This window comes from Streptomyces sp. NPDC025273 (genome assembly GCF_040638585.1).
Classification (GTDB): domain Bacteria; phylum Actinomycetota; class Actinomycetes; order Streptomycetales; family Streptomycetaceae; genus Streptomyces; species Streptomyces cinereorectus.
In genome coordinates this window covers 1-16,358 of the sequence record NZ_JBEZYP010000002.1, presented here as the reverse complement: position 1 = coordinate 16,358, position 16,358 = coordinate 1, and the positions used below count along the sequence as shown (strand labels likewise).

The following is a 16,358-nucleotide window of genomic DNA, read 5'->3' as shown; positions in this document are numbered from 1 at the left end:
CCCGGGACCTACTGCCTGTGTGGGCGGCTGATGGCCTGGTGGGGGCCCTCAGGCGTTACTACTTGTTGACGGTGACTTCGGTGATGTTGTAGTCACCGTGGAAGTCGACGGTCACGTTGTCGACCGACTTCGAGTAGCCGCCGTTGGTCTTGTACTCCCAGAGCGGGATCGCCGGCATCTTCGTGAGGACGAGCTTCTCGGCCTCCTGGTAAGCCTTGATCGACTCGTCCAGGGTCTTGGCGTTGTCGCCCTTCTTGAAGGCCGCGTCGACCTCCTTGTCGGAGAACCGACCGTTGTTGGCCTCGGCGGTGGTGCCGTACAGCTCCCGCATGAAGTTGACGTTCAGCGGGTAGTCGGCGACCCAGCCACCACGGTACATGGCCTTGACCTGGTCGTTGTCACGCGCTTCCAGGTCGGTCTGGAAGTCCGGCTTGGCGTCCGGGATGCAGTCGACCCCGGTCGAGTTGCGGATGGACTCGCAGACCGCGGTCACCCACTCCTTGTGGCCGCCGTCGGCGTTGTACTGGATCCAGATCTTGTTGTCCGGAACGCCGCCACCGTCGGTGACGAGCTTCTTCGCCTTGGCCGGGTCGAACTTGAACACGTCGGTGCCCAGGTCCTGGTTACCGGCGACGCCCGGAGGCGTGAAGCTGGTGGCGGGCTTGCGGGTGCCGTTGAGCACGGTCTTGGTGATCGTGTCACGGTCGATCGCCATCGACAGACCCTGGAGGACCTTCGGGTCGATGTCCTTGAAGGTCTTCGAGTAGAAGGTCGGGACGAGCGACTGGATCGCCGCGTACGGCTGGTCGATCGCGCGGTCGCCGAGGTCCTGCTTGTACTTCGGCAGGTCCTTCGGGCCGACCTGGCGGATCATGTCCAGGTTGCCGGACAGGAGGTCCTGGTACGCGGCCTCGACGGTCGCGTAGTTCTTGAAGAGGACACCCTTGTTCTTGGCCTTGTTCGGGCCCTGGTAGTCAGGGTTGGCCTTGACCTGGATGAGCTTCTTGTGGTCCCACTTCTCGAAGATGTAGGGACCGTTGCCGACCGGCGCCTGGCCGAAGGCCTTGGTGTCCTTGTAGAACACCTCCGGCAGCGGGGCGAAGGTCGCGTAGCCGAGCTTGTACTCGAAGTACGGGACGGCGCTGTTGAGCTCGATCGTGAAGGTGGTGTCGTCCACCAGCTTCAGACCGGACATCTCCTCGGACTTGGGGTCACCCTTCTCGGGGTGGACGTCCGCGTAGCCCTTGATGTCCTCGAACCAGAAGGCGTTCTGCTGGTTGTTCTTGACGTTGGCGTACCAGTTCCACGCCTTGATGTACGACTCGGCGGTGACAGGGGTGCCGTCGTGGAACTTCCAGCCGGCCTTGAGCTTGACCGTCCACGTCTTGGAGTCGGTGGTCTTCACCGACTCGGCGTTCGTGTAGACGATGTTGCCCTCGGCGTCGAAGTCCAGCAGCTGCGTGAACAGCGACTGGATGACGTAGCTGCCGAGCGACTCGTTGGTGTCGGCCGGGATCAGCGGCTTCTGCGGCTCACCGACGTCGATGGACACGTAGCCCGCGGGCTTGCCCTTCTCCTTCGAAGCCGAGTCGCTGCCGTTGTCACTGTCGCCGCCGCCACAGGCAGTCGCGGCCAGGGCGATGATTGCCGCTCCCGCGACCCACTTGGCGCTCTTGGCACCGCGCATGGGTTTCCTCCTCATGAGTCCACTTTTGACTACAAGAGGGGCACTGAAGAGATCCACCGACACCCCTGACGGCGATCGTTTGCAGTGCCCCGAGTGTGCTCGTGAGTCGGCACTCCCCACAGTGCGCTGACCCATTGACCCGAGCTCAATGGAGCCAACTATTAAGTAACACCGGGCTGTAAACCACACTTAAAGGGTCTCGGTTTGACAACATCAGGAACCCATGGTTGCCCGAAATCCGGACAAAGTGATCCCAGACAGACACGCCCGAAACGGACCGTTAACACATGTTCCGGAGAGCGACCCCCGATATCCGGACAGCTCGGTCAGAGAAATCGGTTGACGAAAGGCCCGGACCCCCACAGTGTCTGCGGGGGTCCGGGCCTCATGTCAACCGCTCGCGCTGACGGGTCGTCGGCCGCGGCCGACGCCCGGTCAGCCGTTCTTCGCGCGCGAGGCCGTACGGCCACGCTGCTTCGCGTCCAGGACGACCTTGCGGATACGGACCGTCTCCGGGGTCACCTCGATGCACTCGTCGTCGCGGCAGAACTCCAGGGACTGCTCCAGCGAGAGCTTGCGGGCCGGCACCACGTTCTCCGTGGTGTCGGCGGAAGCCGCACGCATGTTGGTGAGCTTCTTCTCCTTGGTGATGTTCACGTCCATGTCGTCGGCGCGCGAGTTCTCGCCGATGATCATGCCCTCGTAGACCTCGGTGCCGGCCTCGGTGAAGATGACACCGCGTTCCTGGAGGTTGACCATCGCGAACGGCGTGACCGAGCCCGAACGGTCGGCGACCAGCGAGCCGTTGTGGCGGGTGCGCAGCTCGCCGAACCACGGCTCGTGGCCCTCGAAGATGGAGTGCGCGATGCCCGTACCGCGGGTCTGGGTGAGGAACTCCGTGCGGAAGCCGATGAGGCCGCGGGAGGGCACGATCCACTCCATGCGGACCCAGCCCGAACCGTGGTTCGTCATCGTCTCCATGCGGCCCTTGCGGGTCGCCATCAGCTGCGTGATGGCACCGAGGTGCTCCTCGGGCGAGTCGATGGTCATGCGCTCGATCGGCTCGTGCGTCTTGCCGTCGACCTGCTTGGTGACGACCTCCGGCTTGCCGACCGTCAGCTCGAAGCCCTCGCGGCGCATCTGCTCGACGAGGATCGCCAGCGCGAGCTCACCGCGGCCCTGGACCTCCCAGGCGTCCGGGCGCTCGGTGTCCAGGACGCGGAGCGAGACGTTACCGATCAGCTCGCGGTCCAGGCGGTCCTTCACCTGACGGGCGGTGACCTTGTGGCCCTTGCCGCCCTTGCCGACGAGCGGCGAGGTGTTCGTGCCGATGGTCATCGAGATGGCCGGCTCGTCGACCGTGATCAGCGGGAGCGCGATCGGGTTCTCGGGGTCGGCCAGGGTCTCGCCGATCATGATGTCCGGGATACCGGCGATGGCGCAGATGTCACCCGGGCCCGCCTTCTCGGCCGGCTGGCGGGTGAGCGCCTCGGTCATCAGCAGCTCGGTGATGCGCACGTTGGACATCGTGCCGTCGCGCTTGATCCACGTGACGGTCTGGCCCTTGCGCAGCTCGCCCTGCTCGACGCGGCACAGCGCGATACGGCCGAGGAAGTTGTCGGCGTCCAGGTTCGTGACGTGGGCCTGCAGCGGGGCGGACTCGTCGTACTCCGGGGCCGGGACCGTGGAGAGGATGGTCGTGAAGAAGGGCTCCAGGCTGTCGCTGTCCGGCGGGACGGTGCCGTCCTCGGGCTTGGTCAGCGAGGCGACGCCGTCACGGGCGCAGGCGTAGACGATCGGGAACTCGATCTGGTCCTCGTCGGCGTCCAGGTCCAGGAAGAGGTCGTAGGTCTCGTCGATGACCTCGGCGATCCGGGAGTCCGGACGGTCCGTCTTGTTGATGCAGAGGATGACCGGCAGCTTGGCGTCGAGCGCCTTGCGCAGCACGAACCGGGTCTGCGGGAGCGGGCCCTCGGAGGCGTCGACCAGGAGGACGACCGCGTCCACCATCGACAGACCGCGCTCGACCTCGCCGCCGAAGTCGGCGTGGCCGGGGGTGTCGATGATGTTGATCGTGATCGGGTCCCCGCCGTCCTTGGGGTGATACTTCACCGCCGTGTTCTTGGCGAGGATCGTGATGCCCTTCTCACGCTCCAGGTCGTTCGAGTCCATCATGCGTTCGTCGAGGTTCTCGGCGGCGTGCGCGGCGAAGGCGCCCGCCTGCTTGAGCATGGCGTCGACCAGCGTGGTCTTGCCGTGGTCGACGTGGGCGACGATGGCTACGTTACGGATGTCGTGGCGCGTGGGCATGGGTGGCTTGCGCTTCTCTCGGTTCGGGGATCAGGCGTCTCAGTCGGTCTCATGTCCTCGTACGCCCCGCCGGGCGGACACGCCACGGCTAGTCCCATGGTACGGGCCCGACGCGCCGGGGGCTTCCCGGCCCGATCCGCGAGACCGGTCTCCAGTCACTGTTCAGCCGTTATTCAGGAGGTATTACGCCATCGTCCGGCCGCCGCCCGGCCGGACGAGGGGGTGTGGGGTGGGGGGATCAGCCCGGGTCTGGGCAGACACGAGCTTGCCCGCCGGGGCTGTCGGCGGGCAAGGGAATTGAGCTGATCCTGAGCTTGAAGTACGCCCTTGACCTGCTACTTCTTGCGATTCACGGGTGGCCCTGCCGCCTGCCGTCCGGTGAAGCCGATGTCCTCGTAGCGGGGTGTGGCGAAGCCGAAGGCTCCGACGTTGGCGAGCTTCTTGTCGACGGCGACCAGCTGTGGCCTCTGATACAGCGGAATCGATCCGGCAGCGGCCCAGATCCGTGCGTCGGCCTGCTTCAGCAGGTCCCTGGAGGCGTTCGCGTCGAGCTCGGAGACCGCCCGGTCGAAGAGCTGGTCGATGTGGTCCGAGCCGACCCGGGTGTAGTTCTGCTCGACGAGCAGCGAACCGTCGGTGGCGGGCTCCGGCTTGGCGAAGATCGGACGGCCGTCGGTCGCCGGGTAGGCGGTGGCGGGCCAGGAGTACAGCGCCAGGTCGTAGTCGCCGGAGGCCACGTGGTCCTTGAAGTAGCTGTCGTCGGCGACCTTGGTGACCACCGTGCCGACGCCGATCGCGTCCAGCATCTCGACGATCTTGTCGCCGACGCTGCGCAGGGACTGCGAGCCGGGCCCCGACGGCAGGACGAAGCGCAGGGTGAGCGGCTTGCCGTCCTTGCCCAGGCGGCCCTTGACCGAGGCGGGTGCCGGGGCCGCGGTGCCCGCGGGGGCGTAGGCGCCGGCGGCTCCGCCGGGCCGCTCGTCCTGGGCGGTGACCTTGTCCGCGTCGGCGCCGGTGCGGGCGGCGGGACGGTCGCCCGGCTTCTCGTCGCCGACGACGTACATCCCCTCGTCGCGGGACGCCTTGTCGTTCTCCTCCGCCTCCTTCTTCTTGTCCTCGACCGTCTCCGCCCCCTCCTTCTCCTTCTTCTTGTCCTCGGTGGCCTTGTCCGTCTTCTCGGCCCCGGCCTTCTTCTTCTCGGCCCCGGCCTTGTCGGCCTCGCTGCCCGCCTTGGTGTCCTTCGGCTTCTGGACGGCCCCGCCGAGGGTCCAGCCCGCGTCGGCCAGGAGTGCCTGCGCCTCCTTGGTGTCCTGCTCGCCCAGCGCGCCGCTGCCGTCCTTGTACGCGGGCTGCCCGGCCAGGGCCAGGTGGCTGCCGGGCGGCCTCGCGGGCAGGCCCAGCGGCTTCAGCACCGTGTCGGCGAGCTCCTGGCGGTCCAGGGCGCGGGCGACCGCGCGGCGGACCCGGTCGTCGGAGAGGGGCCCGGACTCGCCGTTCAGCGCGAGCTGCGTGTAAGCGGGCTCCAGGGACTTGCGTACGGCGAAGCCGTCCAGCGACTTCTGCTCGGCGGCGTACGCCGCGACGGCTTTCCTGGTCCTGGCGCGGGCGGCCTGCGCCGTCTCGGCGGCCTCCTCGTCCGATCCGTTGGCCAGCGCCCAGGAGCGCAGGGCGGCCGCGGGGGTGATGCCGGCTCCGGGACCGTGGGCGGGCGGCTGCCCGTTGCCGCCCCCGTAGCGGGCCGCGCGGGCGATGCGGTCCGCCGTGGCCGGGTCGATGTCGGCGACGTGCACCGTGCCCCCGGTCAGTGCCTCGGCCCGGTCCTCGGGCTTCACGGCCCGGAAGACGAGGGATTCGAGCTTGGCCTCGTCACCCCACCAGCGCGGGTTCCGGTCCAGCGTGACCGTCCCCTTGTCCTTGCTCACACCGCGCAGCCGAAACGGTCCTGCCGTGTTCTTGAGCGTGGCCCTCGCACCGTCGTTGAACGTGCCGGGGGAACCGGTGACCTCCTTCGGGTAAAGCGGTGAGAAGAGGGCGCGCCAGTCGGCGTACGGCTTGGAGAACGTGACCCTGACCTGCAGGTCGTCCTTCCCCCGCTCGATCTTCTCGATGCGCTCGTAGCCCGCGTTGCGAGCGGTCCAGAACGCGGAGTCCTTGCCGCTGAGGGCGCGCCACTGTGCGACGAAGTCGGGGGCCCCGATCTCCCGTCCGTCGCTCCACACGGCCTGCTGGTTGAGCTTGTAGAGGACGATCTGCTTCGGCTCCCGCTCGATGACCTTCGCCGACTCCAGATAGTCCGGGTCGAGCTGGGGCTCGCCCCGCGCGTTCATCGGGAAGAGGGAGGGCAGCAGCGCGCCGGTGATCCGCGTGGTCGCGCTGTCGGCATCGGCCTGGAAGGCGTTGAGCGTGGCAGGCATCGCGTCGATCGCCCAGGTGAGCGTGGAGCCCTCGGTGACCCGGTCCCGGGGGGCCGGGGCGATGTCCTGCGGGACGGCCACCGCGACGGGGCCCCCGCCGCCCGAACTGCACCCCGCCAGTACCGGGATCGTGAGCACGCCCGTCGCCAGGAGTGCGACCGAGCGGCGCTTTCGGGCTGTCCCGCGCGGGACGCCGACGTGGGCCATGGCTGATACCTCCGGGGCCGGCCCGGACCACCCCGTACCGGAATGGACCGGAATATGCGTGTTGGTGGCATTTGCAGTTGATCACACTGGTTCGCTGATCCACTGAACTCACCTCCACGCGCGAGGGCGCGCAGACACGGCCGTCAGGGCTACCGATGTCACCCGTGCGGCCCCGCGGGAGGGGGCGAGCGGGACGCCCGGACGGCCGGTGGAGGACCTCAAGGCCCTGGGCCGGGGCTTCGGCGCGCACCACGCGGGCTACGGCTCCCGTGACTCCGTCCATGTCGGCACGGGCAGGCCGGTGGCTCCGGCTCGCGCCCGGCCGGGGAGCGATCGCATCGGCACCGGCGCGGGGGATCCGGCCCGGTCTGCCGCGGCGGCCGTTCCGGACGGGTGGCTTCGGGTGGGTGGCTTCGGGTGGGGTGCCGCCACCGCCCGCCCAGGAGAGCTTCGGCATCCGACCGGTCGCGCACGCGGAACCCCGCCGCCTGCCTCCCGGTGGCGGGTGGCATGGGACGCACATAGCCTCCCCCTGTGATGCCGCTCGCGTGCCGTACCCGGACCTTCCGGCCTTCGACACCCGGCAGGGCACTCCTCGCCGCGCTGGCCGTGCTGTGCTGGATCGCCCTTCCGGCGGCGCCGGACGCGCGGGCCGAGGACCCGGTCGTCCTGTCCCGCGACGGGCAGATCACCGACAAGGTGGGGGCGCTGGGCGACCGCGAACCGCAGACCGAAGCCGCACTCGACCGCCTGTTCGAGGAACGTCGGGTTCAGCTGTTCGTCGCGTACGTACGCGACTTCTCCGGCCGCGACGCGCAGACCTGGACCGACGAGACCGCGAACCGCAACGGACTCGGGCAGGAGGACGTGCTGCTGGCCGTGGCCACGCACGACCGGCAGTACGCCTATGCGGTCGACCGGGGCTCGCGGCTGACCGACGCACAACTCCAGGAGGTGGCGGACACCGCGATCGAGCCGGCCCTCAGGGAGAACGACTGGGCGGGCGCCGCGATCGGCGCCGCCGACGGCTACACCGCGGTCCTGGGCGGCGGACCCGTACCGACCCCCGCGATCACGCCGGGCGCCGCCGATCCCGGGACGGGCCGCGACTCCGACGGCGGTGGTGCCGGCAACCTCCTCGTACCCGTGGCCGTGGTCGCCGCCGCGGGCGCCGTCGCGGCCTTCACCTACACCCGCCGCAGGCGGCGCACGGCGACCCGGACGACCCCGGCGGCGTCCGGCTGGGGGGCCGGCGCGGCAGCGGCGCAGCCGCTCACCCCGCTGCCCGATCTCGATGCCCGGGCCGAGGCGGATCTCGTGGACACGGACGACGCCGTGCGCACCAGCGAGGAGGAGCTCGGCTTCGCCACCGCGCAGTTCGGCGAGGAGGCCGCCGCCCCGTTCGCCCGGGCCGTCGAGCACGCCGAGGCGGAGCTGACCGCTGCCTTCCGGCTGCGGCAACAACTGGACGACGCCTTCCCGGAGGACGACGCGGCGCGGCGCCGCATGCTCGACGAGATCGTCCGGCGCTGCGCGGACGCCAACGAGCGGCTGGACGCCGTGTCCGAGGACTTCGACCGGCTGCGCGCTCTCGAACGTACGGCGCCCGAGGCCGTGGCCATCGCCGAGACCACGTTCCGCGAGCTCACCGCGGGCCTTGCCACGGCGGAGGCGACCCTCGCGGGGATACGGAGCCGGTACGCGGAGTCGGCCGCGGCGACCATGGCCGGCGACATCGGACAGGCCAGGGACCGGATGGTCTTCGCGACCACCGGCCTCGACAAGGCGCGTCAGGCCGTGGACAGCGGGAACCACGCCGAGGCCGCGGTGTACGTGCGCGCTGTCGAGGGGGCGATCGGCCAGGCGTCCACCCTCGTCGGCGCCGTGGACCGGCGGGCCGTGGAGCTGGCCGAGGCGGCCGGGAGGCTGCCGGGCGCGCTCACCGAGACCGAGACGGATCTGGCCGATGCCGGAGGGCTGCTCGAAGGGACGGCCGAGGGAGTGCCGACCGCCGATCTGCAGGGCAGGATCGCGCGCGCCGAATCGGTGCTCCGCGATGTGAGCAGTGATCTGCGGGGAGGCCCGTACGACCCCATCGACGCGCTGCGCAGGGTGGAGGAGGCCGACGCGGCACTGGACGAGGCCCTGGCCGGGGCCCGCGAGCAGGAGCACGGCAACCGGCGGGCACGCTCGCTCCTCGATCAGTCGATGCTCACCGCGCGCTCGGGCATCGGCGCCGCCACGGACTACATCACCACCCACCGCGGCGCGGTCGGCACCGGGGCCCGTACCCGGCTGGCGGAGGCCCGGCGCCGCTGGGAGCGGGCCGGTGAGCTGTCGGATGCGAACGATCCCCAGGGCGCCCTGGCCGAGGCGCGGCAGGCGGACGTGCTGGCCGCGCAGGCGCGGAGCCTGGCCGAGCGGGACGTGCGGGAGTACCGCAGCCGGCAGGGCCCGGGCGGACCGCAGGGAGGGGGTGGCGGGATGGGAGGAGCCGTGCTGGGCGGCATCATCCTCGGCGGACTCTTCGGCGGGGGCGGCCGGGGCGGGGGCATGGGCGGCGGGTTCGGCGGCGGATTCGGCGGGCCCGGCAGTTTCGGCGGCGGAGGCACCCGCGGCCGTAGAGGTGGCGGCGGCCGCTTCTGACACCTGGCCACCCTGGTCCGCAGGTTCCGCCCCGCGCCGGATGCCGCGCGCCGTGCCGTGTGCCCCACGGCCTGTGCCCACGCCCTATGTCCCACGTCGCACAAGGAGAGGTGCCATGACCAAGCAGACCGTCCTCGGCCGCGTCACTCAGCTGGCGCGTGCCAACATCAATGCCCTGCTCGACCAGGCCGAGGACCCGCAGAAGATGCTGGACCAGCTGATCCGGGAGTACACCGGCAACATCGCGGAGGCCGAGCAGGCGGTGGCCGCCACCATCGGCAGCCTCCGGCTGGTGGAGCAGGACCACCGCGAGGATGTCGACGCGGCCCGGGAATGGGGTCAGAAGGCACTGGCGGCCAGCAGGAAGGCGGATGAGCTGCGCGCCGCGGGATCGTCGGCGGACGCCGACAGGTTCGACAACCTCGCCAAGGTGGCCCTGGGCCGGCAGCTCCGGTCGGAGCAGGAGGCGAGGACGGCCGAGCCGTCCATCGCCTCGCAGACGGTGGTGGTCGACAAATTGAAGACGGGTCTGGAGCAGATGAGGGCCAGGCTGACCCAGCTGAAGTCCAAGCGCGACGAACTGGTCGCGCGCGCCAGGTCGGCCCAGGCGCAGAACCGGATGATGGACGCCGTCAAGAGCATCGACGTCATGGACCCGGCCGGCGAGCTCGGCCGGTTCGAGGACAAGGTGCGGCGCGAGGAGGCGAGGGCGGTGGGCAAGGAGGAGCTCGCCGCGTCGTCCCTCGACGCGCAGTTCGAGCAGCTGGACAGCCTCGGGGACAGCGCGGAGATCGAGGCCCGGCTCTCCGCCCTGAAGTCGGGCACCTGACCCGGGGCGGGACCCGTCGGCGCCGGTGTATCCGTCCCCCGGTCGGTGCACCTCCGTCCGGCTGCCCGGCACCGACGTACCGGGGCTGTGCACCGTCCCGGTACGTCCGGGGCCGGCGCGCCGCCCCGCTCAGTACATGCTCAACAGCTGCTCGACCGACAGCTCGGGGGCGGGCTCCCCGTCGGGCAGCGCCAGCTCGAACCACACCGTCTTGCCGCGCGGCGTGCGCCGCGACCCCCAGGCCGCGCTCAACAGCCCGACCAGTTGCAGTCCGCGCCCGCCCTCGTCGGTGTCGCGCGCGCGTCGCCGACGCGGCTGGACGAGTCCGGCGTCCCACACCTCGCAGACGAGCGTGCGGTCGCGCAGCAGCCTGAGCCGGATCTCCCCCTCGCCGTAGCGCAGGGCGTTGGTGACGAGTTCGCTGACGAGGAGTTCCGTCGTGTCCACCAGGTCGTCCAGGCCCCACGCGGTGAGCTGGATGCGGGCCAGCTCGCGGGCCCGGCCGACGGACCGGAGCTCGCGGGGCAGCCGCCAGTCGCCCACCGCGTCCACCGGGAGCCCCTGGATACGGGCCATCAGCAGGGCGATGTCGTCCTCGCCGTGCCGGGTGTCGAGGGTCGTCAGCACGTGGTCGCAGACGTCCTCCAGCGGCTCGCCGGGGGCGGTGAGCGCCTGCCGGAAGGCTTCGAGGCCCTCGTCGAGCGGATGGTCACGGGACTCGACCAGCCCGTCGGTGTAGAGGGCGAGGAGGGCGCCCTCCTTGAGCTCCACCTCGACCTCCTCGAACGGTTCGCCGCCGACGCCGAGCGGCATGCCCGGCGGTACGTCGAGCAGCAGGGCGGCTTCGCCCGGCTCGACCACCACGGGAGGGAGATGGCCGGCGTTGGCGAAGGTGCACCGCCGGGTGACGGGGTCGTACACCGCGTAGACGCAGGTCGCCAGGTAGACCTCGGAGAGATCCGCCTCGCGTGACTTGTGGGCGGCCCGGGAGGGCCACTGCGCGCCGCCGCCCCCGCCGAACCCGTTGCTCCGCTCGCCGCCGCCCGGGGTGCCGAGCCCTCGGGCGACCTCGTCGAGGGCGGAGAGGACCTCGGCGGGTTCCAGGTCCAGGAGGGCCAGGGTCCGCACGGCGGTGCGCAGTTCACCCATGGCGACGGCGGCCCGCAGTCCGCGGCCCATGACGTCACCGACGACCAGGGCCGTGCGGTGACCGGGGAGTTCGATCACGTCGAACCAGTCGCCGCCGACCTCCGTGGCCGTGTTGCCCGGGAGGTAGCGGCAGGCGATGTCGAGGCCGGCGGCCTCGGGGTCACCCGGTGGGAGGAGGCTGCGCTGGAGTATCAGCGCCCGCTCGTGCTCCCGGCGGTAGAGGCGGGCGTTGTCGATGCAGACGGCGGCGCGTGCGGCGAGTTCCGTGGCCAGCGCCCGGTCCCGCTCCCCGAACGGCTCGCTGCCCTTCGTACGGGAGAACTGCACGAGACCGACGACGATGTCGTGCGCCACCATCGGCACGGCGAGGGTCGAGTGGATCAGGCCGCGTTCGTCGCCGGGTACGTCCGCGACGCGGCTGGTGCGCAGGGCGACGGCACAGGGGGAGCGGAACGGGTAGCGGTGGACCGAGCCGAGCGCGGGCGGGCCCGTGTCCCCGTCGGTCTCCGTGCCGCCGCTTCGCGCCGCTCCGCGCAGGGCTCCGGGTACGGCATCGGACACGGCGCTGGCCTGGGCGACCCGGCGCAGCTCCGCCGAACCGCTGCCGGACTCCTGGTGGTGCCGGCCCCAGCTGCCGGGCGAGGCCTCCTCACCGGTCAGGAGTCCCTGGTAGAGATCGACGGAGGCGAGGTCGCAGAAGCCGGGCACGGCGACGTCGAGCAGTTCCCGGGCGGTGGTCTCCAGGTCCAGGGAGTTGCCGATGCGGGCGCTGGCCTCGTTGAGCAGGGCGAGGTTGCGGCGGGCGCTGGCGGCCTCACGGGCGGCGATGTGCCGTTGGGTGACGTCGGTGGCGAGTCCGGCGATGCCGACGGGCCGCCCGGACCCGCTGTGCACCCGGTAGAGGTTCATGGACCAGTGGCGCCGGTCGCTGGAGCCGGGTGCCGTGCCGACGAGCTCGAGGTCGGTGACGGCATCGCCCGTCTTCAGGACGTGCTTGAGCGTGAGGGAGAGCCGGTCGGCCTCCGGGCGGGCCAGGTAGTCGTGCACCGTGCGTCCGCGGTGGTCCTCGGCCTCACCGCCGAAGACGGTGGCGAACCGCTGGTTGGCCCGTACGACCGCGAAGTCCGTGCCGAAGAGCACGAAACCGAAGGGAGATTGGCCGAAAATGGCCTGCGAAGCCGCCAGGTCGGTTTCGATGCGCCGCAAGGCCCGGACATCGACGACGATGCAGAGCGCGCCCCGCTCACCGCTCTCCGTCTCGCTCGGCATGACATAGATCTCGGCGAGGCCCCGGAGGCCGTTCTCGCCCGGCATGCGGAACGGGACGAGGCCCGTCCACTCCTTGCCGTCGAGGATCTCACCGACCCGCCGGCGGGCGCCGGGACGCAGCTCGTCGGGCATGAACGCCTTGACCGGATCCTTGCCCACCGCCTCGTGGGAGGCCATGCCGAAGAGACCGGCGGCCCGCCGGCTCCACTGCTCGATCAGTCCGTCAGGCCCGATCGAGAAGGAGGCGACCCTGATGTAGTCATAGATCGAGCCAGGCGGGCTGCTCTGCCACACGACGTCGCCCGCTGTCCCAGGTATTTCGCTCACGCGACCGTCCCCTCCAGCTCACACACCGGACCGGTCCTGCCCGCAGTATTCAGCACTACGGGCCATCCAGGCACGGCGTTCACGATCACAGCACGGTCTCAGTCCCTTTCAGTCAGGTTCTGCCCGACCTCTGTGATCGTTGTGCGTCCCCCCACTCCTAACCAGGGAGAGCGAGCTCGAACCACACCGTCTTGCCGCCTTTTCCGCGCCGGGTCCCCCAACGGCGCGCAGAACAAGCCACGAGCTGCAGTCCCCGCCCACCCTCGTCCTCGGGTCCGGCGGTACGCGCGGTGGGCGGATCCGGAAGCGGATCGGAGATTTCCACCAGCAGCCCCTGCCCCGCCGGGCCCGCATCGGTCCCGGCACCCCCGGGGCACTGCCGCACCAGCCGGACGCCGATGGGGCCGGACGCGTAGCAGAGGGAATTGGTCACCAGCTCACTGACGAGCAGCACGGCGACATCGCCTACGGCCGCATCGAGCCCCCAGAAGTGCAGTGCGTCACGGACCGCGTGCCGGGCGCTGCGCACGGAGCCCGGCACGGCCGGGAAGCTCCACTCGGCACAGTCACCTTCGGTATCGGTCACGCCGATCACTTCCCAGGGCCGACAGCGGGTCTCAGCCCCGTCCCGAGGGGCTAATCAGCACATACCCGATATTCGGGGCAGCTATCGCCTGAAGTCCCGGGCGGGGCGTACGGGTGGCGGAGCCCCGGCTCAGCGCAGTTCGCCCGATGCCTTGAGATCGTCGAAGAGCAACTGGTCGACCGGAGGGACGAGGGGGCGGTCCGCGAAGGAGAACCAGGCCATCTCGTCGATCTCGCCGCTGACCGCCAGCCTGCCGCGGTAGTCGCCGTAGTAGCAGCTCATGCGCACCACCACTCCGTCCGGATGGCCGTGCGCCTGCGCCTCGTAGGTGCCCGCGTGCCGGACGCTCGACGGGATGACGGCGACCGTCAGCTCCTCCTCGACCTCGCGCAGCAGTGTCTGCAGATCGGTCTCACCCGTCTCCCGTTTACCCCCGGGGATGTAGAACACGTCCTTCCCTCTCGGCCGTGCGCAGAGAATCCTGCCGTTCTCCACCCGGACCCAGGCCACCGTGTCGATCAGTACCGGCATCGTCGCGTCCTCACCCATCGGTCGTCGCCGCCCCGGACGCGGTGGCATACGGCTACGCCACCGGTTCCTCGGTTCAGCGGATCGTTCGTACATCCGGGAGGCCGTGGTCCGGCGGAGCATCAGGTGCAGGCACCCCACCTGGCGGTCCGTCGATTCCGGCTCGGCCCCGGTCCCCATCTTCAGGGGTTCGGGTTCGGCACCTCGCCCCGGAGCAGCACCCGGCTCGGAGCCCCGACCGGCACCGGGCAGCGCGGGTTCCACGCCCAGGACCCGCCGAAGCGGCCCTTCCCTCGTCCGGCGAAGCGGACACGTCGCGGTGCCGCCCCGAGGGCGGGCGGTGGCCCGGGCCGTGCACGGTGGCGGACGGCCGCGGCCACCGCCCGGAGCCGCCGGGACCGCACCGGGTCCCGTACGGGGCACGGCGGGGGGTGGCCAGCGCGGCCCCGAATCCCGCAGGCGTCAGGGGCGTGCGCTCTGACTCGCGCGCTCCACCCAGTAGAGCTGCTCGTGTCCGTGACGGTGCAGGCCGTCCGCGATCCTCTGCGCCTCGTCCTGCGTCGCATAGCGGCCGACGCGGTACCGGTTGCCGTTGTCGTCCTGCCTGATCACCAGCCAGGGGAGCACAGCGCCGCTGTCGGTCATCGTGTTCCTCCCCGGCATGACGCCCCTCTCCCTGCTGCCGTGCACGTCTCTAAGGATCCCCAGGAAACCGCAGTACGCATATGCCCGAGCGTACGCCCGACCTTCACTCAGCGGATGCGTGTTTACACAAAGAGATACGCATCCGGCCATACCAATGGGGGCGCACCCACCGGATGCGCCCCCTACGCCAAGGACCGGGCCGATTCCGGGCCCCCTGCCGCAGCCGTTTCTCCACGGCCCCCACGACCGGTGAACCGCACCGCGTCCAACACCCCGTCCAGGCGCGATCCACCAACCGACAGGCGATCGCCCTGTCCGCCAGGGGACCTGACGGAGCGCCGGCCCCGCCTCACCGACGGCGGCGGGGCCACCTTCGGTGACGCTGACCACAGCCGGGGGGCGTGCGCCTCATCTGACCGGCAGGTGATAGGCGATCCGGTAACGGTCGGCGGGGACGACCACATCGGCCGTTTCCACGGCCCGCCCCGAGGCGTAGTACGTCCGCCCGATCACGATCACCACATGGCCGGGCACGCCGCCGAGCGCCAGGAGCTCCTCCGCAAGCCCCGGGCGGGCGCCGACCTCCTCCGCCACGTTGTCCACGACGACACCGATGGCGGCCATCCGGTCGACCACCCCGCAGCCGCCCAGCGGGCCCTCCTCGGGCAGCATCACCGGCGTGCGCCCCGTGACGGCCAAGGGCTCCCAGGACGTGGAGAGCATCATCGGCTCGCCCGCCTCCCGGAAGAGGTACCTCGTGCGCATCACCCGGTCGCCCGGCTCGACACCGAGTCGCTCGGCGACCTCCGGACTCGCACCCTCCTGCTCGCTGTGGGACTCCCAGGTCCCCCGCGCCCCGTCCGCCGTCTGCTCCTGGCGGAACGGACTGGCTCCCGCACCCGGCCGGTAGCCGGAGCGCGCGATCCGGCGCGGGACCGGCCGCTCCCTCACGTACGTACCCGAGCCCGACCGGCCCTCGACGAGCCCCTCGGCCATCAGCACCTTGCGCGCCTCCAGCGCGACCGTGTCCGAGACCCCGTACTGCTCTCGGATGCGGGCCTGCGACGGCAGGCGGGTGTGCGGCGGCAGCGCGCCGTTGACGATCTTCTCCCTGAGATCGCTCGCCACGCGCAAGTAGGCGGGCTGCTCACCGAAAGGCACAGGCCACTCCCAACAGGTTGACAGACAGCAACAGCGTCGCAACCGTGGGTTGATTCCCGCAAGTACGGGCCAAAGTTTCACTCGAAGTGATGATTCCTTGCCTACCAGCGCATACGTGCGGGCACGGAAGAACCCTTGGCCATTCCTGGTCCAGACCAATAACCTCCTGTGCGCAGTGCGGCTCCAGCCGTCCCTTGAGCCGCGGAACACGGACAGGCACGAACGTCATGCGCCGAAGGACCCTGCCAGGAACGACCGTTGCTCCTGCGCCACAAGCTGGTGGTGGGGATGCCGTTCCACGGTCAGCGCCGGACCGGGGTCACCGGGGGCGGGGGCGGTGGCGGTGGCGGTGGCGGTCCCGGCCAACTGGCCGGCTCCGGGCGGTTCACGGCGCGCCGGGACCCCGGGAACCGCCGCGCCCGGCTGTTCGGCGGCGCCACCCCCTGGACGTACGACGATCCTCGGGCGCTGGGTGCCACCTCGTACATCCGGACCGAGGCCACATGACCGTGTGACGCCGACCATCCGGTACGTCTCCGTCGAGGGACCCGTCGTCGCGACGCTTCCCGCCACCCGCGAACAATTGGTGGAGATCTCAGG

General features: G+C 70.6%; 11 protein-coding genes. 3 read left to right on the top strand and 8 right to left on the bottom strand.

What is annotated here, in order from left to right:
- Positions 1-58 precede the first annotated feature (58 nt).
- The 3 genes from AB0F38_RS05045 to AB0F38_RS05035 all read right to left on the bottom strand — a co-directional run bounded on the left by AB0F38_RS05045 (position 59) and on the right by AB0F38_RS05035 (position 6,618).
- Positions 59-1,687, bottom strand: a complete 1,629-nt coding sequence (locus AB0F38_RS05045) for an ABC transporter substrate-binding protein (protein ID WP_361886833.1) — start codon at positions 1,685-1,687, stop codon at positions 59-61.
- A gap of 435 nt (positions 1,688-2,122) precedes the next feature.
- Positions 2,123-3,997, bottom strand: a complete 1,875-nt coding sequence (gene typA / locus AB0F38_RS05040; protein WP_361886830.1) for a translational GTPase TypA — start codon at positions 3,995-3,997, stop codon at positions 2,123-2,125.
- Positions 3,998-4,332: 335 nt separating this feature from the next.
- Positions 4,333-6,618 carry an ABC transporter substrate-binding protein gene (locus tag AB0F38_RS05035; RefSeq protein WP_361886827.1) on the bottom strand — a complete coding sequence of 762 codons (2,286 nt, stop codon included), beginning with the start codon at positions 6,616-6,618 and terminating at the stop codon, positions 4,333-4,335.
- A gap of 537 nt (positions 6,619-7,155) precedes the next feature.
- Between AB0F38_RS05035 and AB0F38_RS05030 the strand changes: the two genes are divergently transcribed.
- Both AB0F38_RS05030 and AB0F38_RS05025 read left to right on the top strand, forming a co-directional pair.
- Positions 7,156-9,264, top strand: a complete 2,109-nt coding sequence (locus AB0F38_RS05030) for a TPM domain-containing protein (protein ID WP_361887879.1) — start codon at positions 7,156-7,158, stop codon at positions 9,262-9,264.
- Positions 9,265-9,379: 115 nt separating this feature from the next.
- Positions 9,380-10,093 (top strand): PspA/IM30 family protein, encoded by a 714-nt coding sequence (locus AB0F38_RS05025; protein WP_361886824.1) that lies wholly within the window; start codon positions 9,380-9,382, stop codon positions 10,091-10,093.
- 129 nt (positions 10,094-10,222) lie between these two features.
- Here AB0F38_RS05025 and AB0F38_RS05020 read toward each other — a convergent pair whose 3' ends face one another.
- The 5 genes from AB0F38_RS05020 to AB0F38_RS05000 all read right to left on the bottom strand — a co-directional run bounded on the left by AB0F38_RS05020 (position 10,223) and on the right by AB0F38_RS05000 (position 15,758).
- Positions 10,223-12,805: a SpoIIE family protein phosphatase gene (locus tag AB0F38_RS05020; protein WP_361887876.1), complete on the bottom strand. Its 2,583-nt coding sequence runs from the start codon at positions 12,803-12,805 to the stop codon at positions 10,223-10,225.
- Between the two features lie 190 nt (positions 12,806-12,995).
- Positions 12,996-13,433, bottom strand: coding sequence for an ATP-binding protein (locus AB0F38_RS05015; RefSeq protein ID WP_361886821.1), 438 nt, complete (start codon positions 13,431-13,433; stop codon positions 12,996-12,998).
- A 120-nt stretch (positions 13,434-13,553) separates the two neighbouring features.
- Positions 13,554-13,955 (bottom strand): NUDIX domain-containing protein, encoded by a 402-nt coding sequence (locus AB0F38_RS05010; RefSeq protein ID WP_361886818.1) that lies wholly within the window; start codon positions 13,953-13,955, stop codon positions 13,554-13,556.
- Between the two features lie 459 nt (positions 13,956-14,414).
- Entirely contained in the window at positions 14,415-14,597 is a 183-nt protein-coding gene (locus tag AB0F38_RS05005; protein ID WP_361886815.1) for an SPOR domain-containing protein, read from the bottom strand.
- A gap of 408 nt (positions 14,598-15,005) precedes the next feature.
- The gene (locus tag AB0F38_RS05000) at positions 15,006-15,758 is read right to left on the bottom strand and encodes a GntR family transcriptional regulator (protein WP_361886812.1); all 753 of its coding nucleotides are present in this window, start codon (positions 15,756-15,758) and stop codon (positions 15,006-15,008) included.
- A gap of 258 nt (positions 15,759-16,016) precedes the next feature.
- On the opposite strand from AB0F38_RS05000, the gene AB0F38_RS04995 reads away from it, so the two are divergent.
- Positions 16,017-16,265: a hypothetical protein gene (locus AB0F38_RS04995; RefSeq protein ID WP_361886809.1), complete on the top strand. Its 249-nt coding sequence runs from the start codon at positions 16,017-16,019 to the stop codon at positions 16,263-16,265.
- The last annotated feature ends 93 nt before the right edge of the window (positions 16,266-16,358 follow it).

Coding starts and splice junctions, on each gene's coding strand:
- typA (WP_361886830.1), bottom strand. CDS start 3,997: ATGCCCACGCGCCACGACATCCGTAACGTAGCCATCGTCGCCCACGTC.
- AB0F38_RS05005 (WP_361886815.1), bottom strand. CDS start 14,597: ATGACCGACAGCGGCGCTGTGCTCCCCTGGCTGGTGATCAGGCAGGAC.
- AB0F38_RS05010 (WP_361886818.1), bottom strand. CDS start 13,955: ATGCCGGTACTGATCGACACGGTGGCCTGGGTCCGGGTGGAGAACGGC.
- AB0F38_RS05035 (WP_361886827.1), bottom strand. CDS start 6,618: ATGGCCCACGTCGGCGTCCCGCGCGGGACAGCCCGAAAGCGCCGCTCG.
- AB0F38_RS05045 (WP_361886833.1), bottom strand. CDS start 1,687: ATGCGCGGTGCCAAGAGCGCCAAGTGGGTCGCGGGAGCGGCAATCATC.
- AB0F38_RS05030 (WP_361887879.1), top strand. CDS start 7,156: ATGCCGCTCGCGTGCCGTACCCGGACCTTCCGGCCTTCGACACCCGGC.
- AB0F38_RS05025 (WP_361886824.1), top strand. CDS start 9,380: ATGACCAAGCAGACCGTCCTCGGCCGCGTCACTCAGCTGGCGCGTGCC.